Raw genomic sequence first — 23744 nt, 5'->3', positions numbered from 1 at the left:
GGGCCAGATAGGCCAGCGCCGTGATGGCAAGGCAGGCCGTCGTCATCGGGATCGCGGGCGCTTCGCCGAGCCAGCGCGCCGCGATCATCGAACCGCCCGCATAGCAGGCGGCGGCGAGCAACACCTCGAGCACGGACAGCCGATCGCCACCGAGTGCCGGCAGCGCCAGCACCGCAACGCCCGCGAGCCCGCACAGCAGGCCGGCGAGGCGGCCCGCGCCGAGGCAGTCATGGTCGCGGCGCAGTCGATTCAAGGCCACGGTGACGATGGGTGTGGCCGCCACCAGCAAGCCGGCCATCGAACTGCTGATGTGCAGCTCGCCATGCACGATCAAGCCCTGGGGAACGATCATCTCGACGGCCGCGAAGGCGAGGATGGGGCGCCAGTGCGCTCGCAACGCCGCGAAGCCGGCACCGCGCAGCGCAAATGGCAGCAGCACCGCCGCTCCCAGCGCCGTGCGGGCAAAGACGATGAAGGGCACCGGCACCTCCGCGACGGCCACCTTGATCAGCAGATAGGGCATGCCCCAGAGCACGCTGAGCATGATGAACAGGGCGAGGCCGCGCCGGCTCATGACGCCCTCCTGGCCAGGAAAGTGACCCAGTCGTTGCCGTCGCCGCCGACGCTCCGGACCCGCCACGCGACCGACAGACCGGCCGCGGCGAGCCGCGCGGCGAAGCCCTCGCCGGTCCAGCACACGGTGTGCCAATCGCCGTCCGTCTCGCCTTCGCCCTCGCGCATCGCGACCAGGAAAGCCCCGCCGGGCTTCAGGGCCGCGTGGATCTTGCGCAGCACGGCATCGATCTGCTCGCGGTCGACGTAGATCAGCACCCCCATGGCGAGCACGCCGTCATAGGGCCCGCCGAGCTCGTCGGTGATGACATTCAACAGGTCGGCCGCCTTGCCGCGCTCCGCCATCAGGTCCAGGAAGGCTTGCGCAGCGTCGCTGCGCCGGACGACCGCGCCGAGCGCCTCGACGAAGTCCGCGTCGCGCCCCGGGCCGGAGCCAATTTCCAGCACCGACCCGCCGGGCGGCAGGCAGTGCACCAGACGCTGCAGCGCCTCCTGGATGTGCGGCGGGCGCTCGGCGTCGACGAGCGTGTCGTACTGGCGCGCATACGCTTCGTAGGACTGCACGGTACGCCGCGTGTTTGCCATGGCGCTGGCGGTCGGCTTGGGCATCGCTTCCTCTTGCGGTGATMGATGCCGTTCAGTCTGGGTCTAAGGCATGCCAACGCTCATGGGGCGAAATGCCTAGGCGCCGCCGCCACGAACACTAGACAAAAGCCCGGGGGCAGGGTTGCCGCCGGAGCCGATCAGCCCCCTCGCGTCTTCTCGCGCTCCTGCAACGCCCGCCACATGACCTTGCCGGCGCCGCTCTTGGGCAGGCTGTCCATGAACTCGATCAGGGCCGGTACCTTGTAGGCGGCCATGTTGGCGCGGCACCAGTCGCGCAGCTCGTCGGCTGTCAGTGACTCATGGCCGGTGCGCTTGACGACCACCGCCTTGACGGTCTCGCCGCGATAGGCGTCGGGCGCCGAGATGATGCAGGCCTCGGCAATGCCCGGGTGGGCGTGCATCAGGTTCTCGACCTCGCTCGGCCAGACCTTGAAGCCGCTCGCGTTGATCATGCGCTTGAGCCGGTCGGTCATGAAGAAGTAGCCATCGGCGTCGGCATAGCCGATGTCGCCGGTGCGAAAGAAGCGCTTGCCCTCGAACTCGATGAAGGCAGCCGCGGTCGCGTCGGGGCGGCGCCAGTAGCCGTCGAAGACCATGGGGCCGTGGACGATGATTTCGCCGGCCTCACCGGGCGGCAGCTCCTTGAGCGTGTCGGGGTCGACGACGCGCGCGTCGCAGCTGATGTAGGGCACGCCCAGGCATTGCTGCTTGGGTGAGTCGTAGGGGTTGCTGTGGCTGGGCGCGGCGGTCTCGGTCAGGCCATAGCCTTCCATGTAGCGCAGGCCCCAGCGCTGCCACAGCCGCTCGGCAATGGCCTGCGGCATGGACGCGCCGCCGCCGCCGATCGTGACCATGCTGCTCAGGTCGAAGCTGTCCACCTGCGGGCTGGCCAGCAGGTCGATGACCATGGTGGGGATGTTGGTCCAGCGCGTGACGTGGTGCTCCTTGATGAGGCGGGCGGCGTACTCGCGCTGCCAGCGGGGCATCAGCACCAGACAGGCGCCGGCCGCCAGCGTGCCGTGCATGATGACGACCATGCCGGTGATGTGGAACATCGGCACGACGCCGAGCACCACGTCCTCGTGGCTGACATTGGCCCACAGGCCGCCGGCAAAGATGTTGTGCTGCAGGCTGCGATGCTTGTGCATGCAGCCCTTGGGATGGCCCGTCGTGCCACTGGTGTAGGGCAGCAGCGCGAGGTCGTCGGCGCCCACTTCCAGGGCCGGTGGCGCGGCGGTGCAGGCGAGCGCGTCGGCCCAGGCGGTGGTGCCGGCGGGCAGGGCGATGTCGGTGTTGAGCCAGTCGGCCCAACCCGTGGGCAGGCCAGCGCCATCGGAATGCCCGCCGGGCAGCACCTCCGCCAGTCGGGTGACGAGCAGATCCTGGGCCGCCATGCCGGCCGACAGCCACTCGGCGCTCAGGTCGGCGCTGGTGATGGCGAGCACGGCGCCGCTGTCCTCGATCAGATGCTTGATCTCCGCCGCCTTGTTCATCGGGTTGACGGGCACGACGACGGCGTTCGCGCTCAGCACGGCGTAGTGCGCGATGACGAGCTGCGGGCAGTTCTGCAGGCCCACCAGCACGCGGTCACCCCGCTTGATGCCCCGCTCGGCCAGCCACGCCGCCAGCTGTGCCACCTGGGCAGCCAGTTCGGCGTAGGTGGTCGTCTGGCCCAGGAAGACCAGCGCCGGCCGATGCGGGAAGCGGCGCGCACTGACCGCCAGGTTGTCGGGCAGGGCCGTGGCCGGCGGCTCGATGGCATGCGCCACGCGGACGGGCCAGAACTTGTGATGTGCTCGGGGGGTCATGCGGGCGTCTCCGTTTTCCTCTGCGCGACGACGAGATAGACGCCGAGCAGCGTCACTCCCATGCCGGCGATGGCTTGTGCGCCGAGTGTCTCGCCGAACAGCAACCACGCCATCACCGAGGTGACAGAGGGCACCAGATACATGGTGCTTGACACCGCCGTCACGCGGCCATGGCGCAGCATGTAGAACATCAGGCTGATGCCACCGGCCGTGAGCACGAGGACGCTCCAGGCCATGGCGACCAGTACCTGGGCGTTCCATTCAATGCGCATCGGCTCCAGCCACCAGGCCAGGGGYCAGGTGACGGCCAGAGCCGCCACGAACTGCACGACCTGGCCGGTGCGCAGGTCGAACTGCGGCACGAAGCGCTTTTGGTACAGCGTGCCGCCGGTGATGGCGAGCAGGGCCATCAGGCACAGCAGCAGCGGCGGGCCGTAGCTCGTGCCCAGGTTGAGCTTGTGCCAGATGACGAGGACGACGCCGGCCAGCCCCAGGGCCACGCCCGCCCATTGCCGCGGTGCCACACGCTCGCCGATCAGCGGCGCTGCCGCCGCCACCAGCACCGGCTGCAGGTTGACGATCAGCGCCGCCGTGCCAGCCGGCAGGCCCTGGCGGATGGAGACCCAGACGCCGCCGAGGTAAAGCGCCTGGATGCCCAGGCCGGCGATGGCCAGATGGGCCATGTCGCGGCGCGACGGCCACGGCGCCCGCGCGGCAAAAGCCAGGCCCAGCATCAGCGCGACCACGCCGGCATAGCGCCAGCTCAGGAAGGTCAGCGGGTCGGCATACGGCGCGGCCAGCTTGGCAACGATGTAGCCGGTGGCCCAGATGAAGATGAAGAGGGGTGGGGCGAGGCGGTCGAGGGCGGTCATGGGAGACCGATCATGCCTCGCTCATCGAACGACGGCGTGTTCGGGCCGAGCGCTGGGCCGCTCCCGAGCCGGCCCGCTTGGTGATGTGCTCGCGGCTCAATGCCGCGAGCATCACCGTCCCCGCGGGGGACCGACCAGGTCGCGCGCGTTCAGCGCAGCGAGGCTGGTCGAGGGGCTAACACCATTGCACACATCAGTCTCACCAGTTCCACCGGCTCCGGGAGCGGGCCGGGCAAAGGCAAGCCGGCGAAGGCCCCGTCCAGGCTCAGATGTGACAGGCCATGGGCCAGGCTCCATCCCGTCAGCGCGATCAGCGGGCCAGCCGACGCGTCGAAGCGGGTGGCTGCGTCCAGCAGCACGCGGAACGACGCCTCGGCTGCGCGATCCAGGCCCGGGTGCTGCCGGCGCGACGCGAGCACGGGGCCGAACATCAGCCGAAAGCGCGCAGGCCGACGCCGCGCAAAGTCGACATAGGCGGCGGCGATGGCCAAAAGCTGCTCGCGCGCATCGGCCGGGTGGGCGTTGACGCCCGCCTGCATGGCCGCACCCAGCTGCTCGAAGCTGCGCGCCGCCAGCATGGCCAGCAGCTCCGGCAGGCCGGCGAAGTGGTGATAGGGCGCCGCATGCGAGACGCCGGCGCTGCGGGCGACGTCTCGCAGGCTCAGCGCCGCCGCGCCGCGCTGGGCCAGCAGGGCCTCGGCCGCGTCCAGCAGCGCCTCGCGCAGCTCACCGTGGTGATAGGCACCAGCCGCTTTCGCACGCGGGCGCGGCGGGCGGTCGGCGGCGAGCTGGCCCGCGACCTTCCCGGCCCGCGGCGCACGCACTGGCTTGGTTTCGTCTTTGCCGGAGGGCGGTCGGGTCGGCGCAGCCTTGGTCATGCACCGCATCTTGCCACCAGCAAGATCAAGGGGGATACTGCCATCATCTTTACATCGTCAAGATCATGCAGGTCTGACGGGTTGACAAGGAGAGCGGCCATGTACCACGCCATCGTCAAACGCAAGCTGCTGGCGGCCTTTGCGGCGCTGAACGCGGGGCGCTATGAGGGCATTCCGGGCCAGTTCGCGGCGCAGCATTGCCACAGCATGGTCGGCAACCACGCGCTGGGTGGCGAGCGCCGTGACCTGGCCGCGACGACGCGCTGGTATTCACGCCTGCAGCGCCTGCTGCCGGGTTTGCGCTTCGAGGTGGACGGCGTCTGGGTCAGCGGCTGGCCCTGGCGCACGCGGGCCGTCGTGGCCTGGCGCGACCGTTTCCAGCTGCCCGGCGGCCGCGAGGGCCGCAACCGCGGCATGCATGAATTCGAGCTGCGCTGGGGGCGCGTCAGCGCGTTGACGGTGCATTGCGACACGGCCCGGCTGGCGGGCTATCTGGCCGAGGTGGCCGCTGCCGGTCAGCCCGAGGCCTTGGCCGAGCCGATCACGGGGTGACGGCGCCCGTCGGCCTCGATCAGCTCGCGCAGGCAGGTCAGGCACAGGCAGCCGCTGTATTGCTCAATGAGCTGGGTGCGCAATCTCTCGGTCAGCCGGATGCCGAAGCAGGCGCAGTGGCCGGCCGGGCCCGATGCCGCGCCGCACTCGAAGCCGCCGCCGCAGCGCGGGCAGTTCGTGTCGAGCAGGGTGCCGCTCATGAACACCATTCCTTGAGCGCCATCCGCGCGGCGAGCGCCCCRCAATCGGCCATGTGCACCTCGGGCCGCGCTGCAAAGCGGGCCTCGCTGCTGTCGTCGGTCGGGACGGTGTTCTTGGCAGTCGCCATCGGGTCATCTGGCCGTAGGGGATGAAGCGGATTGTGGGCCGTAGAGGGCCGCGCCGGGCGGGCTTTCCTGGCGAGCGCCCAACCGGCCATCCCGCAGGACGGCCAGCCCCTCCGTCAATCCGCGCATCATGGGCGCCTCCCTCCCTTGGCGGGATGATGGGCAGGCCTCAAGCCAGGTGGGACTGGGGGTCTTCCGGTGGCGCCAGCGGCGTCGCGCGCGCCAGCGCCATCCAGGTCGCGAAGTCGGGCTTGCAAGCGCGCTTGGGCGCCGGCCGCGCGAGCTCGAGGTGGCTGCCATGGCCGATCAGCACGCCGTAGTCGGGCGGGATCTCCTCGGGCACCGCGATGCCCGCCTTGATGACGAACCAGCACTGGCCGCACAGGGCCTGGTAGGCCGCGGACTTGGCCGGGCGGCGCAGCTCGCCTAGCAGGTCGGCGCGGCTGACCTTGATCTCGTGGATGGCGGGTTCGAGGTAGTCCTCAACCGTACTGTGGCGGATGGAATAGACGTCGGGCATGGCGTTGACCCAGAGCGTCTTGCCCTCTTCGCCGGGCAGCCCGGCGCGCAGCGTGAGGCCGCGCCAGGCGATGCGGCCGGCACGCTGCATCTCGAGGGCAACGCGCTCGACCAGGGTCTCGTGGGCGTCGCGGGCGGTGCGGTTTCGGGTCAGTGAATCGGCGATCAGCGCGACGCCTGTGTCGGTCACACGCAGGCGCTCGCGGCCGCCTGGCTCCTGCAGGCGCTCGACCCAGCCCGCGGCCAGCAGCTCGACTTCGACGAGGTCCTGGCTGGGCCAGCCGGCGCTGCGCCAGAGCAGGCGCAGGCGCTGCAGGTGAAGGCGGGTCGGCGCGGACATGGCGCCATCTTCGCGCGGGCCGGAAAGCGCCAAAAAGTAAAAAGCCCCCGGGGCCGGTGGCCGCGGGGGCTTTATGCACGGGGAGAGCTTACGGGCGCTCGCGCTTGGGCAGGGCGCTCATGAAGGGCACCGGCGAGGTCGCCGTGCCGGGCGTCGTCGTGGTGGGCACCGCGAAGAAGGTCCACACGCTGTTGGCGGGGAAGGCCAGCGCAGCGTTGGTGTAGATCGACGAGGACGTCGTCGGCACCGTCACGTCCACCTGCGAAGCCGTCGTCGACGAGATGCTGTTGGGCACCGAGGCCGTGCCGRGCAGCACGTTGGACGCGATCGCGCTGAAGTCGACGTTCACAGACACGCCCGAGGTCTGGGCGGCGAGGGCGTTGACCAGGCGGATCTTCACGTTGCCGTTGACGGTGGGCAGGCGGTTGTCGTCGTCCAGCACCGACATCTTGGGCGCGGCGGCGTCACCCCAGACCAGCAAGGTGTAGTCCTTGCCGGCGGCCAGGGTCGGGGCCGTGAAGCTGACCGGGGCGCCGTTGACCTGGGTGGACAGCGTGCTGGCGCCCGAGGCGGTCGTCACGTATTCGCTGATCAGCGGGCTGATGGCGCTGCTGAACATCTGCTGGCCGTTGAGGGACGAGCCCACCGTGCCACCCGCGGTGAGGGCGGCGACAGTGCGCACGCGACTCTGGGTGTTGGCGAAGTTCTTGACGGCGCCCTTCTGAACCACAGTGATGCCATTGACGAGCACGCCGCCATCGGAGGCCGTCAGGATCAGCGTGTTGACGCTGGCCGAGTCGAGCGTGACGGCCGGGATGTCCAGGCGCAGGTCGGTGCGCTTGTTGTAGCCGGTCACGCGCACGCGGAAGGTGCCCGAGTTGAGCGTGATGTAACCGCTGCCGGCGCCGCCCTGCAGGTTGGTCGTCAGCGCGGTGGCGGAGTTGATGTCGTCGGTGGCAGTCGTCACGTAGACGTCCATCGCGCCGGCATCGGGGGCCAGGTTCAGCACCAGCAGCTTGGCGCTGCTGGCGGCGGGCGCCGTCTCAGCCTCTTGCAGCAGCGTCGTGCGGATGGCGCCGGCGAAGCCGTAGGTGATGAAGGTGTAGTTGGTGCCCGAAGTCAGCGTGGGCGTCAGGGCCGACACACTGGTACCCACGGGGTCGGCCAGCACCTTGGTCGCGGTGTTGGCGGTGTCGACCTTGGCGTACTCGCCCACGCTCGCATAAGCCACACCGGTATTGATCTTGACATCGTTGACCGACAACGACAGTGCGCTGTAGGAACGCGTGGCGTTGAGCAGGCGGACCTGCGTATCGCTRCTGCCGCCGCCACCGCCGCCGCAGGCGGTCAGGAAAGCAGTGGCCGACAGGCTCAGCGTCAGGACCAGCCGGGTGGCCCAGGGGGTGAATCGCATCGAGAACTCTCCGAAAAAACCAAACCGCCGGGCACTCATCGACAAGAGTGCGGCCAAGAACGCGGATCGCGATTAGAACTCAAGCCGAGGATGTCACGATTTCCACCATCTAGCGGTGGGTGAAGAACTGTTGCTGAGGGGAGGGTCTGCCCCAGTGCTGAGGTGAGGAGAGCACTCCAATTCTTGGGGGGTGTCGCTGGTTAGCATCCGCCGCCATGAACTATCCCCATCTCCTCGCGCCCCTGGACCTCGGCTTCACGACGCTGAAGAACCGCGTGCTGATGGGCAGCATGCACACCGGGCTGGAGGATGGGCGCAAGCATTTCGAGCGCATGGCGGTGTTCTTCGCCGAACGGGCCCGTGGCGAGGTGGGCCTGATCGTCACCGGCGGCTTCGCGCCCAATATCGAAGGCTGGGCCAAGCCCTTCGCGGGCACGCTGGCAACGTCGGGCGCGGCGCGGCGCCACAAGATCATCACCGACGCCGTGCATGCCGAGGGCGGCAAGATCGCGCTGCAGATCCTGCACACCGGCCGCTATGGTTATTCGCCGCTGTGCGTGGCGCCGTCGCGTATCCAGAGCCCGATCAGCCCGTTCACGCCACGTGAGCTCAGCTCGCGTGGCATCGAGCGCCAGATCCGTGCCTTCATCCGCTGCGCGAAGCTGGCCCGCGAGGCCGGCTACGACGGCGTGGAGGTGATGGGCTCCGAGGGTTACTTCATCAACCAGTTCCTGGTGGAACACACCAACCAGCGCACCGACGACTGGGGCGGCAGCTACGAGAACCGCATGCGGCTGCCGCTGGAGATCCTGGCGCGCATGCGCGAGGCCGTCGGGCCGGACTTCATCATCATCTACCGCCTGTCCATGCTGGACCTGGTGCCGGGCGGCAGCAGCTGGGAGGAGGTGGTGGAGTTGGGTCGGCTCGTCGCCAAGGGCGGCGCCACTCTCATCAACACSGGCATCGGCTGGCACGAGGCGCGCATCCCGACCATCGCCACCAGCGTGCCGCGCGCGGGCTTTGCGTGGGTGACGGCAAAGCTTCGCGCCAAGCTGCGCGAGGAAGGCATCACGACGCCGCTGATCACCAGCAACCGCATCAACACGCCCGAGGTGGCAGAGGGCGTGCTGGCCGACGGCAGCGCCGACATGGTGTCGATGGCCCGGCCCTTCCTGGCCGATGCCGAGTTCGTCAAGAAGGCGCGCCAGGGCAGGGCGGACGAGATCAACACCTGCATTGCCTGCAACCAGGCCTGCCTGGACCACACCTTCGCGCAGAAGATCTCGACCTGCCTCGTCAACCCGCGGGCGGCCTATGAGCAGGAGATCGTGATCAAGCCGGTGAATGGCGCGAAGAAGCGCATTGCTGTCGTCGGCGCCGGCCCCGCAGGCCTGGCCGCGGCGACGACGTTGGCCGAGCGCGGCCATGCGGTGACGCTGTTCGACGCGGCGGCAGAGATCGGTGGCCAGTTCAACATGGCCAAGCGCATTCCGGGCAAGGAGGAGTTCAGCGAGACGCTGCGCTATTTCCGCCGCCGCATCGAGATCACCGGCGTCGAACTGAAGCTGAACTGTCGGGCCTCGGCCGAAGACCTGAAGGGCTTTGAAGAGGTGCTGCTGGCCACCGGCGTGAGCGCGCGCAACCCGCGCATCAAGGGCCAGGACGAAGGCCAGGCGCGCGGCCAGGTGCTGAGCTATATCGATGTGCTGAGGCACGGCAAGCCGGTGGGCGGGCGCGTGGCCATCGTTGGCGCGGGCGGCATCGGCTTCGACGTGGCCGAATACCTGCTGGAAGCCGGCCATTCGCTGACGCTGGACCCGGCGGCCTGGCGCCGCCACTGGGGCGTGGGCGACCCGGAACAGGTGCGTGCCGGTCTGCTGCGGCCGGCTCCCGAGGCGCCCACCCGCCAGATCACGCTGCTGCAGCGCAAGGCCGGCAAGCCCGGCGCCGGCCTGGGCAAGACGACCGGCTGGATCCACCGTGCGGCGCTGAAGATGAAGAACGTCGACATGCTGGCCAGCGTCAACTACGAGCAGATCACGCCCGAGGGCCTGTGGGTCAGCTATGGCGAGAAGCGGGCTGATGCCCAGCTGATCGAGGCGGACACCATCGTGCTGTGCGCCGGCCAGGAGCCGCTGCGCGAGCTGGAGGCGCCCTTGAAGGCCGCAGGCGTCAATGTGCACCTGATCGGCGGCGCGCTGGAGGCCGGCGAGCTGGATGCCAAGCGAGCCATCCTGCAGGGCACCAAGCTGGCCTGCTCGCTCTAGCTCGCTTCAGTTCTGGGAGAGCTCCCAGAGCTGGTACAGCGTGTCGTTGTCCTGCTCGCAGACTTCCAGGCCGGTGGCCAGGTCGAAGCTGGAGTCGTACCAGCCGCAAATTTCCGGCTTGCCGCCTGGCAATCCGGCGCGCGACCGCGCGGGCATGGCCACGGGCAGCTTGGAGTTGGACCAGGGCGACTGCGACGAGCTGAAGAATTGCATGGTGGCGGCTCCGTGTTTGTGAAGGTTCGGCGTGGTGTTCAACGCCATGCCGTCAGCATCGGCGCCGGGCCTTTTTTCGGACATCACCCGGAGGGTGGAGCGAAGGGGGAGAAGCCATTGACGCATCCCCCGTCTCTCCCCCCCGCCTCCCCCAAAAGGGGGAGACGGCCGCACGCTAAGCTCGCGGCGCCCGTGACATGTCCACCACCTTGATTCGTTCCGCGCCGCTCCCTCCAAGCCTGTTTCCCCCGTCCCCGGCTCAGCGCGGGCTGGTGGCGCTGCTGCTGGCACTGCTGTGCAGCCCGGGCCTGGCCGTCGCGCTGGGCAGCGAAGGGCTGGACCTGCGCGAACGCCTGGCCACACTGGGCCTGTCCCTGTGGCTGCTGGCGCTGGCGCCGACCCTGTTGGGCAGCCTGCGCTGGGCCTTGCTGGCCTGGACGCCTGCGGTGCTGCTGCTGCCGCCCTATGTCTACCTCTGCCTCAGCCAGGGCAGCCCCCCGGGCGACGCCCTGGTCGCGGCGGCGCTGCACACGGCACCGACGCGCAGCCTGGAGGTGGTGCGCGGGTTCGGCGCCTGGGTGTGGCTCTGGGCGGCCATCGCCATGGCCTACCCCCTGCTCGCCTGGCGCGTCGACCGGCGCTGGCACCTGGCGCACCGCAAGGGGTGGCTGGCCGGCCTGCTCGGCGTGGCCAGCCTGTCGCTGGTGATGCGGCAGGCCGTGCCGCAGCAGCTGAGCCTGCCCACGTTCTTCGAGCGCACCACGGCCGACCGGGTCTTTCCGCTGAACCTCGCATCCAGCCTGCAACGCGTGCTGGAGCAGGACCGGCGGGAGAAGCCGACCGTCTCACTGCAGGGACGCGCCCGCCCCGGCTGGGCCGAGGAGGCGCTGCATCTCGTGCTGGTCATCGGCGAGTCGGTTCGACCCGATCATCTGGGCGTCTACGGCTACGGGCGCGACACGACACCCGGCCTGTCGGCGGCGCGGGACGAGTTGCTGTTGTTTCGCGACGTCGCCTCGACGGCGCACTGGACCGATTCCGCCGTGCCCGGGATCGTCGCCCGCCGGCTCGGCGAGCGTGATCGAGCCAGCCTGGTACGCACGCTGCGCGAGGCCGGGTATCACGCGGCCTGGCTGTCGAACCAGGAGAACTCGGACCTGATCAGCGACGCCAACCTGGCTGACTTCGCTCGCGGCGACTACGACTTCCACCTGCGCATGGACGCCGCGCTGCTGCCGCCGTTCGAGGCCCTGCTGCGGCAGGCCGGGCCGCGCCAGTTCATCGTGCTGCACATGATCGGCAGCCATTTCCCCTATGAAGAACGCTACGACGCCCAGGCCCGGCGCTTCACGCCCACGCTGGCGGACGCCGGCGTCAACGGCTGGCCGGGCCCGGGCCACAAGGCCGAGACCATCAATTCCTACGACAACACGCTGGTCGTGCTGGACCGTTTCCTGATGCGCACCATGGCCGCGCTGCGTGCCGACCCGGTGCCGGCCCTGCTGGTGTTCACGTCGGACCACGGCGAAAACCTGTTCGACGACGAGCGCCAGCGCTTCATGCATGCGCTGCCCGGCCCGTCGAAGGCGGACACGACCGTGCCGCTGTTCTTCTGGGCCAATGACGCCTACCGCCGCCGCTGGCCCGAGGCGCTGCTGCCGCTGCAGGCACGCCGCACAACGCCGATCAGCCACCCCGATCTGATGCCCACGCTGCTGGACCTGGCCGGCGTCGACGCCGACGGCATCTCGCCCGCGGAAAGCCTGCGCTCGCCGGACTGGCGGCCGCGCCAGCGGCGCCTGCGCCAGATCGACGGGCCCGGCTGGAATTACGACGACATCCGCTGATCCACAAATTAGGGTCAGAGTCTATTTATCCCTCACCAACGCCACCAGGAGCCGCCATGCCCGCCACCGCCCCCATCGCTGCGATCAGCCCCATCGACGTCGCCGCCAGCCTGACGGAGCTCTGGTCGCCACGCGTCGTCGGCGCCTTCGATGACAACTACGTCAAGGTCGCCAAGGTGCAGGGCACCTTCGGCTGGCATCGCCACCCCGACGAGGACGAGCTCTTCCACATCCTGCGCGGCCGGCTGCGGATCGAGTTGCGAAACGGCCCCGTGACGCTGGAAGCCGGGCAGATGTTCGTCGTGCCGCGCGGCGTGGAGCACTGCCCCGTCGCCGAGGAGGAGTGCCTGTTGATGCTGATCGAGCGCAAGACGACGCTGCACAGCGGCGACACGCCCAACGAGAAGACGCGCTCCATCGAAGAGCAGCTCGGCAGCTAGCCAGCGCCCCGGCTGAGCTCGCGGYACGCGTCGGTGCCGATCCAGCGCGCCGATTTCTCATCACGCTGGCACAGCCGTTCCGCCACAGTGAGCGCAGGCTCACGTAGCGCCTTGCTGCGTTTTCCGATCTGCCGCAGCGCCCAGTTGACGGCCTTCTTGACGAAGTTGCGTTCGTCATCAGCCGCGGCTTCGATGAGCGGCAGGCGGGCGATGAAGTCGGCATCCGGCCGCTGCTTCTGATGCACCGCGGCCACCGCCAGCAGCGTGAAGCCGGCGCGTTTCTCGAACTCGGGCTCGCGCGCCGCCCAGCGCGGGATCGCATCCCAGGCCAGCGGACTCTTGACGAAGGCATTGGTGCAGGCCTGGTCGCAGACATCCCAGGCGCGCATGTCGGCGACCCAATGGTCCATCTGCTTCAGAGTGAACTTCGCCGGCTCGGCCACCATGCCGGCCAGGATCTGGGCATCGGGGATGCCGGTGTCCCACAGCGCCAGGGCCAGCCCGTGGTCGCGCTTGAACTCGCGGGCCAGCGCGCGCAGCGTCGGCACGGCCAGGCCCAGGCGGCCCTCGCCGGTCAGGCCGAAGCCGGCCATGGCTTCGAGCGCTTCGGGCCGGGCCGCCGCGCGCAAACGTTGGAGGGCGAGATCAAATCGGTCGCTGCTGCTCATCAAACGAGTCCTTGACTTCGAGTGCACTCTAGGTCGTCCAATGGCACTGGGCCTGTTCACACTACGGCAACGGGCCGCGTTGTGACCAGAAAGGTCGCAGGCACGACAGCAGACCGCAAGCTGGGTTCATACCCAGCGAGGAYCTGCAACACAGCATGCGGGCTTTCTGGTCACAACCCTTCGGGAAGGCCCGTCGCCAGGGGCCACTCGGCGTTGCGTCGCTGGCCCGCACGCGAGTGCGGGCGGCGCGCTGCGCCTTGATTGGCCCCTGGCGGCGGGCCTTCGCGACCCATTGCCGTAGTGTGAACAGGCCCTAATGCCAGCCCGAGACGACCCGCCCCTGCTGCTGATTGGCGCCCTGGCGGCGCGCTGCGGCAAATCTGTCCACGCGATCCGCTGGTACGAGGCCCAGGGCCTGGTGCCCGGCGTGGCACGGGACGCCGGCGGCCGGCGGCGCTACCGCGAGCAGCACGTCGCCTGGCTCGAATTGATGGAGAGGCTGCGCACCACCGGCATGTCCATCGCCGAGATGCGCCGCTACACCGAGTTGGTCACCCAGGGCCGCAAGAGCCTGGCGGCGCGCCGCGACATGCTCGCCGCCCACCGCGCCGACGTGCTGGCGACGATCTCGCGCTGGCAGGAGGCCCTGACCGCGCTGGACCAGAAGCTGGATTTCTACGACGACTGGATCGCCACCGGCCAACGCCCGGCGCGTGATCCGCTCAAGCCCCTCAACCCCGGAATCAAGTCATGACCGACATCGACAACCCCACCGCCAACAAGGCCCTGCTGCAATCCATCTACGCCGCCCTGGCCGATGGCGACGGCGCCCCCTTCGTTGCCGCCATGGACGAGGACTTCAGCTGGACCATCGCCGGCGTCTCGCCCTGGTCGCGCTGCTGGGCCGGCCGCGACGTGGTGCGCGGGCAGTTGCTGCAGCCGCTGTTCCAGCGCTTTGCGACGCGCTACCGCAGCCGCGCCCAGCGCTTCATCGCGGAGGGCGACCATGTCGTCGTGCAATGCCAGGGCGAGGTGCAGACCCACGCGGGCGAGGCCTACAACAACCACTATTGCATGGTGTTCCGCCTGCAGGCAGGCCGGCTCAAGGAGGTGACCGAGTACATGGACACCGACCTCGCCTGCCGCGTGCTCGGGTCGCCCTGAGCGGCGCTGGCCATGACTGATGCGGCCAGCTCATAAGCCCATTCGGCGAACGCGCATGGCCTGTCGCAAAGCCTAGGACAATTGCGCCACCCCCTTCTCGTCGCCTGCCATGAAGCTGCTACCCCTCTTCTCGACGCTTGCGCTGGCCCTGACCCTGAGCTGCGCTCCCGCCCACGCCGCCACCGCACCCGGCGTCTCCTGGCAGGCCGCCGCGGCCGATGCCGACATCGACCGCTACTTCGTCCAGGCCAAGGCCGAGAAGAAGCCGGTGCTGCTATACTGGGGCGCCAAGTGGTGCCCGCCGTGCAACCAGCTCAAGGCGACGCTGTTCAACCGCGCCGACTTCATCGAGCAGAGCAAGGCCTTCGTGGCCGTGGGCATCGACGGCGATGCGCCCGGTGCGCAAAAGCTCGGCACGCGCTTCAAGGTGCGCGGCTACCCGACCCTGATCCTGTTCAACCCGGCCGGCAGCGAGATCACCCGCCTGCCGGGCGAGGCCGATGCGGCCCAGGTCATGAAGGTGCTGCAGCTCGGCCTGTCCAGCGGCCGCCCGGTCAAGGCGGTGCTGGCCGATGCCCTCAATTCAAAATCCACGGGCAGGAAGCTGTCGGCCAATGAATGGCGGCTGCTGGGCTTCTATGGCTGGGAGACCGACGAGCAGCAACTGCTGCCGGTGGCGCAGCGCCCGGCGACGCTGTCCCAATTGGCCAAGGCCAGCGAAGGCGCCGATGCCGAGACGACGACGCGGCTGTGGCTGAAGTCCATCGGCGCGATGGCCGAGGGCAAGCCGGCCGACCCCACACAGCTGCCACGCCTGCGCGCCGTGCTGGCGGACGCAGCCCAATCCCGTGCCCACATGGACGTGCTGACCAACGAGGCGCCCGACCTGGTCAAGGCGCTCGCCCCGCAACCCGGCGAGGCGCGCAATGCGCTGGTCGCCGAGTTCGACGCGGCGCTGAAACGCCTCAACGAAGACGCCACGTTGTCCCGCGCCGACCGGCTGAACGCGCTGCAGGGCCGCATCGATCTGGCTCGGCTGGACTCGCCCAAGGACGACCCGAACCCGAAGAACATCCCCGCCGCGCTGCTGGCCGAGGCGCGCGAACAGGCCAGCCGAGCCAATCGCGAGATCACCGACGGCTACGAGCGCCAGGCCGTCGTCACCGAGGCCGCCCACCTGCTCGGCCGCGCCGGCCTGTGGAAGGAGAGTGACGAGCTGCTGAAGTCAGCCCTGGCGCGCAGCCACTCGCCCTACTACCTGATGAGCCAGCTCGGCGGCAACGCGAAGAAACAGGGCCGCAAGGCCGACGCGCTGCGCTGGTACGAGGAGGCCTTCAACAAGAGCGAGGGGCCGGCCACGCGCCTGCAATGGGGCACGACCTACCTCGGCGCGCTGGTCGAGCTGTCGCCCGAGGACACGCCGCGCATCGAGAAGGCGGCGGCCCAGCTCTTTACCGAGGCAGACAAGGACCCCGGCGCCTTCTACGAACGCAGCGAGCGTTCATTGAAAAAGGTGGCGACCCTGCTGGGCGCGTGGAATCAGAGCCCGGCGCAAGCCGCCGCCGTGGGCCGGCTCAAGGCCCAGCTCGACGGCGTCTGCGGCAAGCTGGATGCCGCCGATGCCAAGGCCAGGTCGGCCTGCCAGGGGCTGATGAAGCCAACCAGCAAGGCCTGACCGCTAGGAATCGGACAGCAGCGGGTCGCGTCGCAGGTCGGCGTCCACGTCCATCAGCACGCTGGCCAGTTCCAGCGTGCGCCACAGCCCTTCGGGCATGGCCAGGATGGCCTCGGGGGTGCGCGCCTGGCTGACCCAGGCACCGATCTCCGCATGCTGCTCGGCAGTCAGCAGGCAACGGTCACGCATCTCGTCGAGTGTCTGCACGCTCAGCCTTTCGTTGCGGCACGGTCGCCGTCGTGGGATGGGAATCTAAGCCATGCCCGCGACTTCAGGCATCATTTTTTGCGCGCCTTGGCCGGCGGGGGCGGCGTCTTGGCCACATCGCCGATGACCGTCTTGAGTGGGCAGACCCGGAAGGCCGGGCACTTGGCGCAGCCGACTACGGCAGCGATCGGGCAGAGGGTCATGGCTGGCGTTCCGGCGGGCTGAGGGATTGCGGCCCAGCATACGCCGCCACGGCCGCGTCAGGCCGTGATGACCGTGCGAAAGGCGGCGATGAAGTCCGCCACGGCGCGCGGCGAGCGCACGCCCTGTGGCTGCACGGCGTGCACCTCCACCGGCACTTCGGGCAGCAGGGTGCGCACGTGCAGGCCCTCGCCCGTGGCGGCCTGGGCAGTGAAGGAGTCGATGATGGCGGGACCGAAGCCCTGCTCGGCCATGACCATGGCGATATGGTGCGTCTGCACCGTCATGCCGGCCTTGGCGACCAGGCCCAGGCGTGACCAGTGATCGGCCAGCACGGCGCCCAGCGGGTCGCGCTCGTCGATGCGGATGAAGGGCTCGCGCAGCACCTCCTGCATCGTCACCGTCGTGCGCTTGTCGGCCGGCGTCTTGCGCGCGGACACGCAGACCAACCGCCCCGCCGCGACGAATTCGTCCTGCAACGCCGGATGCGGCAGCTTGCCGTAGACGATGCCGACATCGCCCTCCTGCAGCGCCATCGCGCGGGCGATGTCGTTGGAGTGCAGCGTGCGCACCGACACCGGCATGCCCGCATGCGCCTTGCGGAAGATGCGCAGTGCGTCCGGCAGCGCACGCACCGCGAGCGACGGCACGATGAGGATGCGCAAAGGGTGGTCCTGGTCCTGCCGCAGCGCCGAGGCCATGCGGCGCAGCGACTCCAGCTGCAGCATCAGCGCCTGCACCTCGGGGTAGAGGGCCTGGGCTTCACGCGTGGGCACCAGGCGGCGCTTCTGGCGCGTGAACAGCGCGTAGCCAAGCTGCAGCTCTGCGTGCTGCAGCGTCTGCGTGACGGCGGGCTGGGTCACGTGCAGCAGCTTGGCGGCGGCGCCGACGCTGCCGGTCAGCATGACGGCGTGGAAAGTTTCGACGTGCTTGATCCTCATGGCGGGCTTCATTAGGTCAGCTGATGAGATGGCGGTCAAACGCGATGCACGGCCGGGGCCGGTTTTCCTAGCATCCAGCCCATCGATCAACGCCCCGCCATGGAGGACTTCATGAAGCATTCCGCCGCTGCCGCCACCCTCGCCGGCCTGACGTGCCTGACAGGCCTGTGCGCCCACGCCGAACCCGGCACGCTCGACAAGGTGAAGGCCTCGGGCACGATCACGCTGGCCTACCGCGAGTCGTCCATTCCCTTCTCCTACCTCGGCGAAGACGCCAGGCCCACCGGCTTTGGCTGGGAGATCTGCGCCAAGGTCGTCGAGCAGGTGAAGAAGGCCACCGGCCGCGCCGACCTGAAGGTGGCCGCGCAGGCCGTGACCTCGCAGAACCGCATCCCGCTGCTGACCAACGGCACTATCGACATCGAGTGTGGCTCGACGACCAACAACAGCGCGCGCAACAAGCAGGTCGCGTTCTCGATCAACTACTTCTACACCGGCACACGGCTGCTCGTGAAGGCCGGCTCATCGGTGCAGGGTTTCGCTGACCTGAAGGGACGCAAGGTCGTCTCGACCTCGGGCACCACCAACGTCCAGGTGCTGCGCAGGTTCAACGTCGAGCGCGACCTGGGCTTTGAGCTGCTGGGAGCCAAGGACCATGCCGAATCGGCCCTGCTCATGCAGCAAGGCCGCGCGGACGCCTTCGGCATGGACGACATCCTGCTGTTCGGCCTGCGCGCCAGCGCCCAGGACCCGGCCTCGCTGGCCATCGTCGGCGAGGCGCTGCAGGTCGAACCCTACGCCATCATGCTGCGCAAGGACGACCCGGCCTTCAAGAAGCTCGTCGACGACACCGTGGCCGGGCTGATGAAGAGCGGCGAGTTCGAGGCGCTGTACAAGAAGTGGTTCCAGTCGCCCATCGCGCCGCGCGGCATCAACCTGAACGCGCCGATGAGCCCGGAGCTGCGCGACAACCTCAAGCAGCTGTCCGACAAGCCGGCCGTCTGAAGTGAAAGTACGCCCCTCGCCCAGTCTTGCCGCGCTGAACGCGGGCAAGCCCAGTCGGTCCCCCAGGGGGACGGCGATGCTTGCGGCGTCGAGCCGCAAGCACATCGCCCACCGGGCCGGCTTGGGGCGGCCCGGCGCTCGGCCCGAAGAATCCTTCATGCGTCGCGGGTGCCACGACCGCGGAATGGACAACTGACATGAACGTCATCGGCGTGCTGGGCGGCATGGGCCCGCTGGCCACGGTCGACTTCATGCGCAAGGTGCTTGACGCCACATCGGCCGCGCGCGATCAGGACCACGTGCCGATGATCGTCAGCTGCCTGCCGCAGATTCCGGACCGCACCGCCGCCTTCCGGGGCGCGGGCGACTCGCCGCTGGAGGCCATCGTCGCCAGCGGCCGGCGGCTGACGTCGGCCGGCGCCGACCTCATCGTCATGCCCTGCAACACCGCCCATCTGTGGTTCGACGAGGTCCAGGCCCAGCTGCAGCGGCCCATGCTCCACCTCGTCGACGCGGCGCTGCGCGAGGCGCTGGACCTGGCCGGGCCCGAGGCCCGCATCGGCCTGCTGGCCACCGACGCGACCACCGCCTCGGGCCTGTATATCAACCGCCGCCTGGCCGACGCGCCACCGGTGCAGTGGCTGCTGCCGACCGCCGCCGAAATGCTGGAGCGCGTCATGCCCGGCATCGAGGCCGTCAAGGCCGGCCGGCTGCAGGACGGCCAGGCCCTGCTGGCCGACGCGGCTCGCGCATTGCGCCAGCGCGGCGCGGCCGTCCTCGTGCTGGCCTGCACGGAGATCCCCATCGTGCTGGGCGCCGCAGCCTGCGGCCTGCCGGTCGTCGATGCGACGGCGGCCCTGGCGCGCCTTGTTGTCGCCAGCGTGGGCCGGGGCTGAAGCCACCCACGCGCGCTTTCCCGCCGCTCGCGCGGCTGCTACCGCCACTCATCCCGGCCCATTGCCCCACGCCGCCGCCCGGGCCGGATACTGCTCGCCACTGCAACGACAAGAAGAGATTGGCATGCGTGATTGGCGAGGACGCCTGCTGGCCCTGCTGACGATGGCCGGCCTGTGCACGGTGGCGGCCGCGGGGCCGCTCAAGCCCTGCCGCATCGACGGCATCCCCAACGAGCTCCAATGCGGCAGCCTGCAGCGCCCGCTGGACCCAGCCCGGCCGGACGGCGTGAAGGTCGACATCCACTACCTCGTGGTTCCGGCGCTGGCGCGCAACAAGCAGCCCGACGCGGTGCTGCTGCTGGCCGGCGGGCCTGGCCAGAGCGCGATCAAGGTGGCCGCGCGCGTGCTGCCGCGCCTGTCCAGGCTGAACAACCGCCGCGACCTGGTTTTCATCGACCAGCGCGGCACCGGCCAATCGGCGCCGCTGGACTGCCCCGACGACAGCAAGCTCTCCGTCGCCGAGCAGCTCGAGCCCAGCGCCCAGATGCGCCGCATCGACGAATGCCGCGCCGGGCTGGAGAAGCTGCCCTATGGCCAAAACGGCGGCCTGCGCTTCTTCACGACGACCATCGCCATGCAGGACATGGACGCCGTGCGCGAGCAGCTGGGGGTGCCGCAGTGGAACCTCGTCGGCGCCAGCTACGGCACGCGCGCCGCGGTGGAGTACCTGCGCCTGTTCCCCGCCAAGGTCCGCCGCACCGTCATCGACGGCGTCGCGCCGCCGGACATGATCCTGCCGGCCAGTTTCTCGACCGATGGCCAGGCGGCGCTGGACAAGCTCTTCGAGGCCCACGCCAAGACCCACCCCGAGCTGCGCGCCGACTGGCAGAAGCTGCTGGCCTCGCTGCCGCGCCAGGTCAATGTGCAGCAACCGCTGACCGGCGTGCCCGAGCGCTTCACCGTGGACCGCGACCTGGTGATGCGTTCCGTGCGCGGACCGCTCTACCAGCCAGCCCTGGCGGCCGCCTTGCCCGCCGCCATCCACACAGCGGCTAGCGACGGCAACTTCGCCTCCCTCTTCGGCCTGACGACGGCCTTCGGCTCCAGCCCCTCGATGCGCCTGGCCATGGGCATGCACTTCTCGGTCATGTGTGCGGAGGACGCGCCCCGCATCGCCGAGGCCAAGGACGCGCCGGGCGCGGACTTCCGCACCGTCGATGCCGAGATGTATGCCCGCATCTGCAAGACCTGGCCGCGCGGCGACGTGGCGGCCGACTTCTACAAGATCCCACCCGCGCCCAGCCCGGTCCTTGTGCTGAGCGGCGGCGCCGACCCGGCCACGCCGCCACGCCACGGCGAGCATGTCGCCAAGGCCCTGGGAGCTGGCCATCCGGAGCGCGTGCAGCACGTTGTGGTCGCCGAGGCGGGCCACGGCGTCATGGCCGTGGGCTGCATGCGTGACCTGATGTTCCGCTTCATCGACGCCAAGCAGGACGCGGCCGCCCTGCCCCAGGACGCCGCCTGCGCCACCCGCATCCCACGCCCTGTCGCCTTCCAGCCCGTTCAGCCCGCTCCGCCCGTCCACGGAGGGGCGGCCCAATGATCGACATCCAGGACGTTCACAAGCAGTTCATCGCCCAGAGCGGTGGCAGGCTCTTCAAGCGCCGAAACTCCAAGGACGGCAAACGCGTCGTGCATGCGGTGCAGGGCGTCAGCGTCAAGGCCGCCAACGGCCGCATCACCGGCCTGCTGGGCGCCAATGGCGCGGGCAAGACGACGACGCTGCGCATGCTGGCCGGCTTGTTCCCGCCAGATGCGGGCGCCATCAGCGTCGACGGCATCGCCGTGAAGGACGCGCCGCTGAAGGCGTTGTCGCGCATGGGCATCCTCGGCGATGCGCACGGCCTCTACCCCCGCCTGTCGGCGCGCGAGAACATCGTCTACTTCGGCCGGCTGCAGGGCATGAGCCCCGATGCCGCGAACGCGCGTGCCGAGGACCTCGCGAAGCTGCTCGACATGGGCGACATCCTGGACCGCCGCGCCGACGGCTTCAGCCAGGGCGAGCGCATGAAGACAGCGCTGGCCCGCGCGCTGGTGCACGACCCCGCCAACATCGTGCTCGACGAGCCCACCAACGGCCTGGACGTGCTGGCCACGCGCGCCCTGCGCGAGGCCCTGCGCTGGCTGCGCAGCCCCGAAGGCGGCGCCAAGTGCATCGTCTTCTCGACCCACATCATGCAGGAGGTGGAACACCTCTGCGACGAGGTCGTCGTCGTGTCCAAGGGACGCAGCGTCGCCCGCGGCAGCGTGCCGGAGCTGCTGGAACTGGCCGGCGAATCGCGTTTCGAAGACGCCTTCGTCAAGCTCGCATTTCCTGAAGAGGTGGCCGCGTGAAACAAGCCCTGATCGTTTTCATCAAGGAGCTCAGCGACGCGCTGCGCGACCGACGCACGCTGCTGCGCCTGGCTGTCCCCGCGGTGCTAATGGGGCCGCTGCTGCTGATGGCGCTGTCGGGCCTGATCGCCTCGCTCGAGGAGCGCGCCGAGAAGCGCGAGGTGCTGGCCGTCGGCATCGACACCGCGCCGACGCTGAAGAACTTCATCGAGCGCCAGACCTACACGCTCAAGGCCGCGCCCGAGGACTACGAGGCCCGGCTGCGCGCCACCACGCTGCTGGAGCCGGTGCTCGTCGTGCCCAAGGACTTCGAGGCCAAGCTGCTGGCCGGCGAGGCGCCGACGGTGGAGGTCGTCAGCGACAGCGCCAACCAGCGGGCCGAGGCGGGCGTAGGCGCCATCAAAAGCCTGCTCTGGGGCTTCAACCGCGAGCGTGCCATGCTCAACCTGGCGATGCGCGGCGTGTCCACCGAACTGCTCGAAGCCACGGACGTGCAGGAGCGTGACCTCGCCAGCGCCCAGGCCCGCGCGGCGCGGCTGACCGGCATCATCCCAATGTTCATCCTGATGGCCGTGCTCTACGGCGCGTTGACCGCAGCACTGGACAGCACGGCAGGTGAGCGCGAGCGCGGCTCGCTGGAACCGCTGCTGATGAACCCAGCTCCGCACGGCGCCATCGTGGCCGGCAAGTGGGGCGCCGTCGCGCTGCTGGGCATGGCCGTCGCGCTGCTGTCCTCCTTGAGCTTCGTGCCGGCGCAGTGGCTGCTCAAGAGCGACGTGCTGCAGGCCCAGTTCAGCTTTGGCGGGCCCGAGGTGCTGGCCTTCTGGCTGATCCAGATCCCGCTTGCGGCGGGCCTGTCCGCCCTGCTGATGGCGCTGGCCATCCGCTCCAAGACCTTCAAGGAGGCCCAGGCGGGCAGCACGCTGGTCATCACCGCCGTCACCTTGATGCCCATGGTCAGCCTGCTCAACCCGGGTGGCGAGGCGGCCTGGTACTACTGGGTGCCAGGTCTTGCACAGAACACGCTGATGATGGCCGTGCTCAAGGGCGAGGCGCTGCGCTGGGGCCAGGTGATGCCGGGCGTGCTCGTCGGCATCGCGCTGACGGTGGCGGCCCTGCTTTACGTGGCCCGCTCGATGCGGGCGGCGGTGGCACGGTAAGCTGCCCACCGCATGAAAAGCATCGTCTCCATGGCGGCCACGGCGCTGTTGCTGTCCGGCTGCACCAGCTTCAAGAGCTTCACTGCCTTCGAAGCCGCCACGCCGCCGGACTACAGCGGCGCCACGGCCAATGTCGCCGACAAGGTCGTGGCCATCAGCCCCCAGCAGTTGCACGTCTTCGAGATGACGCAGGTCGACGACCGGCGTCTGTCCAGCAGCAGCATGGCCAGCACGCGGGCGGGTCAGGGCAGCGGCATGACCGTCACGCCCGTGTCACTGACCAACGAGTTGCCGTTGCACGCGTCCCGCGTGCGGCTGCAGGCTGCGACCCAGTACGCCTCGCCGATGCTCGCGATGTCGAACCCGAATTGCCGCACGGTGGGCGAGGTGAGCTTCTCGCCGCAGGACGGCAAGCGCTACACCGTTGCCGGCCGCATTGCCGCCGACCGCTGCGAAGTCTGGATCGAGGAGATGGCGACCGGGCAGGTCGTCACCGAGAAGCTCACCGGCCCGGGCACCGAACGCTAACCAAGCCGTCGAGCGGCCGCCTTGAGCAAGGCCCGCGAATACCAGCGGTGAAAGCCCAACAGCGCGTGGAAGACCCGGCCGAAGCGCGGCTCGCCGCCAGGCTCGCGGCGGCGCGGCACGACGGCCGAACCGAACCACAGCGTCGTACCCATCGCACCCGCCTCGGCCTTGAACCAGGAGCGCGTGGCGCCGCTGTCCTCGTGCATCAGCAGCTCGTCGCGCTCGCGGGCCTCGACCGTCCAGACGGCCA

At 69.5% G+C, this 23744-nt stretch carries 27 protein-coding genes; 13 read left to right on the top strand and 14 right to left on the bottom strand.

From position 1 onward, the window contains the following. The 5 genes from ACXJKR_RS04410 to ACXJKR_RS04390 form a co-directional block, all read right to left on the bottom strand. Positions 1 to 574: DMT family transporter (locus tag ACXJKR_RS04410; protein ID WP_457321060.1), on the bottom strand; the 574-nt coding region annotated here is incomplete at its 3' end. After that, on the bottom strand, positions 571 to 1182 hold the full coding sequence (locus ACXJKR_RS04405) for a class I SAM-dependent DNA methyltransferase (RefSeq protein ID WP_457321058.1): 612 nt from the start codon (positions 1180 to 1182) through the stop codon (positions 571 to 573). The genes ACXJKR_RS04405 and ACXJKR_RS04410, both read right to left, overlap by 4 nt. A gap of 134 nt (positions 1183 to 1316) precedes the next feature. Continuing rightward, the gene (locus ACXJKR_RS04400) at positions 1317 to 2987 is read right to left on the bottom strand and encodes a long-chain-fatty-acid--CoA ligase (protein ID WP_457321055.1); all 1671 of its coding nucleotides are present in this window, start codon (positions 2985 to 2987) and stop codon (positions 1317 to 1319) included. Further along, entirely contained in the window at positions 2984 to 3859 is an 876-nt protein-coding gene (locus ACXJKR_RS04395; protein WP_457321053.1) for a DMT family transporter, read from the bottom strand. Before ACXJKR_RS04395 ends, ACXJKR_RS04400 begins: the two co-directional genes overlap by 4 nt. 149 nt (positions 3860 to 4008) lie before the next feature. Beyond that, complete coding sequence (locus ACXJKR_RS04390) at positions 4009 to 4737, bottom strand: TetR/AcrR family transcriptional regulator (protein ID WP_457321051.1); 729 nt, start codon at positions 4735 to 4737, stop codon at positions 4009 to 4011. A 99-nt stretch (positions 4738 to 4836) separates the two neighbouring features. On the opposite strand from ACXJKR_RS04390, the gene ACXJKR_RS04385 reads away from it, so the two are divergent. After that, positions 4837 to 5289: a nuclear transport factor 2 family protein gene (locus ACXJKR_RS04385; RefSeq protein ID WP_457321050.1), complete on the top strand. Its 453-nt coding sequence runs from the start codon at positions 4837 to 4839 to the stop codon at positions 5287 to 5289. Here the strand turns inward: ACXJKR_RS04385 and ACXJKR_RS04380 are convergent. The 4 genes from ACXJKR_RS04380 to ACXJKR_RS04365 all read right to left on the bottom strand — a co-directional run bounded on the left by ACXJKR_RS04380 (position 5253) and on the right by ACXJKR_RS04365 (position 7888). Beyond that, positions 5253 to 5489, bottom strand: a complete 237-nt coding sequence (locus tag ACXJKR_RS04380) for a cysteine-rich CWC family protein (RefSeq protein ID WP_457321048.1) — start codon at positions 5487 to 5489, stop codon at positions 5253 to 5255. The two genes, ACXJKR_RS04385 and ACXJKR_RS04380, sit on opposite strands and share 37 nt — an antisense overlap. After that, on the bottom strand, positions 5486 to 5617 hold the full coding sequence (locus ACXJKR_RS04375) for a hypothetical protein (RefSeq protein WP_457321046.1): 132 nt from the start codon (positions 5615 to 5617) through the stop codon (positions 5486 to 5488). The genes ACXJKR_RS04380 and ACXJKR_RS04375 overlap by 4 nt, the downstream gene beginning before the upstream one ends. A gap of 167 nt (positions 5618 to 5784) precedes the next feature. After that, positions 5785 to 6474 carry a hypothetical protein gene (locus tag ACXJKR_RS04370; protein WP_457321044.1) on the bottom strand — a complete coding sequence of 230 codons (690 nt, stop codon included), beginning with the start codon at positions 6472 to 6474 and terminating at the stop codon, positions 5785 to 5787. 88 nt (positions 6475 to 6562) lie between these two features. Beyond that, a complete protein-coding gene (locus tag ACXJKR_RS04365; protein WP_457321042.1) occupies positions 6563 to 7888 on the bottom strand; it encodes a DUF4397 domain-containing protein in 1326 nt (441 codons plus the stop codon). 215 nt (positions 7889 to 8103) lie between these two features. Between ACXJKR_RS04365 and ACXJKR_RS04360 the strand changes: the two genes are divergently transcribed. Continuing rightward, positions 8104 to 10155 (top strand): oxidoreductase, encoded by a 2052-nt coding sequence (locus tag ACXJKR_RS04360; protein ID WP_457321040.1) that lies wholly within the window; start codon positions 8104 to 8106, stop codon positions 10153 to 10155. 6 nt (positions 10156 to 10161) lie between these two features. Here ACXJKR_RS04360 and ACXJKR_RS04355 read toward each other — a convergent pair whose 3' ends face one another. Further along, positions 10162 to 10368 (bottom strand): hypothetical protein, encoded by a 207-nt coding sequence (locus tag ACXJKR_RS04355; RefSeq protein WP_457321038.1) that lies wholly within the window; start codon positions 10366 to 10368, stop codon positions 10162 to 10164. A 197-nt stretch (positions 10369 to 10565) separates the two neighbouring features. Here ACXJKR_RS04355 and ACXJKR_RS04350 point away from each other — a divergent pair, with 197 nt between their 5' ends. Both ACXJKR_RS04350 and ACXJKR_RS04345 read left to right on the top strand, forming a co-directional pair. Further along, positions 10566 to 12215 carry a phosphoethanolamine transferase gene (locus ACXJKR_RS04350; protein WP_457321036.1) on the top strand — a complete coding sequence of 550 codons (1650 nt, stop codon included), beginning with the start codon at positions 10566 to 10568 and terminating at the stop codon, positions 12213 to 12215. A 56-nt stretch (positions 12216 to 12271) separates the two neighbouring features. Next, the gene (locus ACXJKR_RS04345; protein WP_457321035.1) at positions 12272 to 12655 is read left to right on the top strand and encodes a cupin domain-containing protein; all 384 of its coding nucleotides are present in this window, start codon (positions 12272 to 12274) and stop codon (positions 12653 to 12655) included. Here ACXJKR_RS04345 and ACXJKR_RS04340 read toward each other — a convergent pair. Beyond that, positions 12652 to 13323, bottom strand: a complete 672-nt coding sequence (locus ACXJKR_RS04340; RefSeq protein WP_457321033.1) for a DNA alkylation repair protein — start codon at positions 13321 to 13323, stop codon at positions 12652 to 12654. The two genes, ACXJKR_RS04345 and ACXJKR_RS04340, sit on opposite strands and share 4 nt — an antisense overlap. Positions 13324 to 13639: 316 nt before the next feature. Here ACXJKR_RS04340 and ACXJKR_RS04335 point away from each other — a divergent pair, with 316 nt between their 5' ends. From ACXJKR_RS04335 to ACXJKR_RS04325, 3 genes are all read left to right on the top strand, one after another. Further along, on the top strand, positions 13640 to 14077 hold the full coding sequence (locus tag ACXJKR_RS04335) for a MerR family transcriptional regulator (RefSeq protein ID WP_457321031.1): 438 nt from the start codon (positions 13640 to 13642) through the stop codon (positions 14075 to 14077). Then, positions 14074 to 14487 carry a nuclear transport factor 2 family protein gene (locus tag ACXJKR_RS04330; RefSeq protein ID WP_457321029.1) on the top strand — a complete coding sequence of 138 codons (414 nt, stop codon included), beginning with the start codon at positions 14074 to 14076 and terminating at the stop codon, positions 14485 to 14487. The genes ACXJKR_RS04335 and ACXJKR_RS04330 overlap by 4 nt, the downstream gene beginning before the upstream one ends. 109 nt (positions 14488 to 14596) lie before the next feature. Further along, positions 14597 to 16162 carry a thioredoxin family protein gene (locus ACXJKR_RS04325; protein WP_457321027.1) on the top strand — a complete coding sequence of 522 codons (1566 nt, stop codon included), beginning with the start codon at positions 14597 to 14599 and terminating at the stop codon, positions 16160 to 16162. Positions 16163 to 16165: 3 nt separating this feature from the next. Here ACXJKR_RS04325 and ACXJKR_RS04320 read toward each other — a convergent pair whose 3' ends face one another. Further along, positions 16166 to 16369 (bottom strand): hypothetical protein, encoded by a 204-nt coding sequence (locus ACXJKR_RS04320; protein ID WP_056190902.1) that lies wholly within the window; start codon positions 16367 to 16369, stop codon positions 16166 to 16168. A gap of 260 nt (positions 16370 to 16629) precedes the next feature. Then, the gene (locus ACXJKR_RS04315) at positions 16630 to 17511 is read right to left on the bottom strand and encodes a LysR family transcriptional regulator (RefSeq protein ID WP_457321026.1); all 882 of its coding nucleotides are present in this window, start codon (positions 17509 to 17511) and stop codon (positions 16630 to 16632) included. A 111-nt stretch (positions 17512 to 17622) separates the two neighbouring features. Here ACXJKR_RS04315 and ACXJKR_RS04310 point away from each other — a divergent pair, with 111 nt between their 5' ends. The 6 genes from ACXJKR_RS04310 (at position 17623) to ACXJKR_RS04285 (ending at position 23494) form a co-directional block, all read left to right on the top strand. After that, positions 17623 to 18516, top strand: a complete 894-nt coding sequence (locus tag ACXJKR_RS04310) for an amino acid ABC transporter substrate-binding protein (RefSeq protein ID WP_457321024.1) — start codon at positions 17623 to 17625, stop codon at positions 18514 to 18516. Positions 18517 to 18713: 197 nt separating this feature from the next. Beyond that, positions 18714 to 19412: a cysteate racemase gene (gene cuyB / locus ACXJKR_RS04305; protein WP_457321022.1), complete on the top strand. Its 699-nt coding sequence runs from the start codon at positions 18714 to 18716 to the stop codon at positions 19410 to 19412. A 124-nt stretch (positions 19413 to 19536) separates the two neighbouring features. Then, on the top strand, positions 19537 to 21015 hold the full coding sequence (locus ACXJKR_RS04300) for an alpha/beta fold hydrolase (protein WP_457321020.1): 1479 nt from the start codon (positions 19537 to 19539) through the stop codon (positions 21013 to 21015). Continuing rightward, positions 21012 to 21806, top strand: a complete 795-nt coding sequence (locus tag ACXJKR_RS04295; protein WP_457321018.1) for an ABC transporter ATP-binding protein — start codon at positions 21012 to 21014, stop codon at positions 21804 to 21806. Before ACXJKR_RS04300 ends, ACXJKR_RS04295 begins: the two co-directional genes overlap by 4 nt. Then, positions 21803 to 22966 (top strand): ABC transporter permease, encoded by a 1164-nt coding sequence (locus ACXJKR_RS04290; protein ID WP_457321016.1) that lies wholly within the window; start codon positions 21803 to 21805, stop codon positions 22964 to 22966. The genes ACXJKR_RS04295 and ACXJKR_RS04290 overlap by 4 nt, the downstream gene beginning before the upstream one ends. Before the next feature lie 12 nt (positions 22967 to 22978). Then, positions 22979 to 23494: a hypothetical protein gene (locus ACXJKR_RS04285; protein WP_457321015.1), complete on the top strand. Its 516-nt coding sequence runs from the start codon at positions 22979 to 22981 to the stop codon at positions 23492 to 23494. On the opposite strand, the gene ACXJKR_RS04280 is transcribed toward ACXJKR_RS04285, so the two are convergent. Continuing rightward, a partial coding sequence (locus ACXJKR_RS04280) for a hypothetical protein (protein WP_457321013.1) occupies positions 23491 to 23744 on the bottom strand: 254 nt, incomplete at its 5' end. The genes ACXJKR_RS04285 and ACXJKR_RS04280 overlap by 4 nt on opposite strands.

The organism is Roseateles sp. P5_E11, assembly GCF_054049355.1.
The sequence above is the reverse complement of the archived record's forward strand: the minus strand, read 5'-3'. Positions and strand labels throughout refer to the sequence as shown.

Coding starts and splice junctions, on each gene's coding strand:
- ACXJKR_RS04405 (WP_457321058.1), bottom strand. CDS start 1,182: ATGCCCAAGCCGACCGCCAGCGCCATGGCAAACACGCGGCGTACCGTG.
- ACXJKR_RS04400 (WP_457321055.1), bottom strand. CDS start 2,987: ATGACCCCCCGAGCACATCACAAGTTCTGGCCCGTCCGCGTGGCGCAT.
- ACXJKR_RS04390 (WP_457321051.1), bottom strand. CDS start 4,737: ATGACCAAGGCTGCGCCGACCCGACCGCCCTCCGGCAAAGACGAAACC.
- ACXJKR_RS04385 (WP_457321050.1), top strand. CDS start 4,837: ATGTACCACGCCATCGTCAAACGCAAGCTGCTGGCGGCCTTTGCGGCG.
- ACXJKR_RS04380 (WP_457321048.1), bottom strand. CDS start 5,489: ATGAGCGGCACCCTGCTCGACACGAACTGCCCGCGCTGCGGCGGCGGC.
- ACXJKR_RS04370 (WP_457321044.1), bottom strand. CDS start 6,474: ATGTCCGCGCCGACCCGCCTTCACCTGCAGCGCCTGCGCCTGCTCTGG.
- ACXJKR_RS04355 (WP_457321038.1), bottom strand. CDS start 10,368: ATGCAATTCTTCAGCTCGTCGCAGTCGCCCTGGTCCAACTCCAAGCTG.
- ACXJKR_RS04350 (WP_457321036.1), top strand. CDS start 10,566: ATGTCCACCACCTTGATTCGTTCCGCGCCGCTCCCTCCAAGCCTGTTT.
- ACXJKR_RS04345 (WP_457321035.1), top strand. CDS start 12,272: ATGCCCGCCACCGCCCCCATCGCTGCGATCAGCCCCATCGACGTCGCC.
- ACXJKR_RS04335 (WP_457321031.1), top strand. CDS start 13,640: ATGCCAGCCCGAGACGACCCGCCCCTGCTGCTGATTGGCGCCCTGGCG.
- ACXJKR_RS04330 (WP_457321029.1), top strand. CDS start 14,074: ATGACCGACATCGACAACCCCACCGCCAACAAGGCCCTGCTGCAATCC.
- ACXJKR_RS04325 (WP_457321027.1), top strand. CDS start 14,597: ATGAAGCTGCTACCCCTCTTCTCGACGCTTGCGCTGGCCCTGACCCTG.
- ACXJKR_RS04315 (WP_457321026.1), bottom strand. CDS start 17,511: ATGAGGATCAAGCACGTCGAAACTTTCCACGCCGTCATGCTGACCGGC.
- ACXJKR_RS04310 (WP_457321024.1), top strand. CDS start 17,623: ATGAAGCATTCCGCCGCTGCCGCCACCCTCGCCGGCCTGACGTGCCTG.
- cuyB (WP_457321022.1), top strand. CDS start 18,714: ATGAACGTCATCGGCGTGCTGGGCGGCATGGGCCCGCTGGCCACGGTC.
- ACXJKR_RS04300 (WP_457321020.1), top strand. CDS start 19,537: ATGCGTGATTGGCGAGGACGCCTGCTGGCCCTGCTGACGATGGCCGGC.
- ACXJKR_RS04295 (WP_457321018.1), top strand. CDS start 21,012: ATGATCGACATCCAGGACGTTCACAAGCAGTTCATCGCCCAGAGCGGT.
- ACXJKR_RS04285 (WP_457321015.1), top strand. CDS start 22,979: ATGAAAAGCATCGTCTCCATGGCGGCCACGGCGCTGTTGCTGTCCGGC.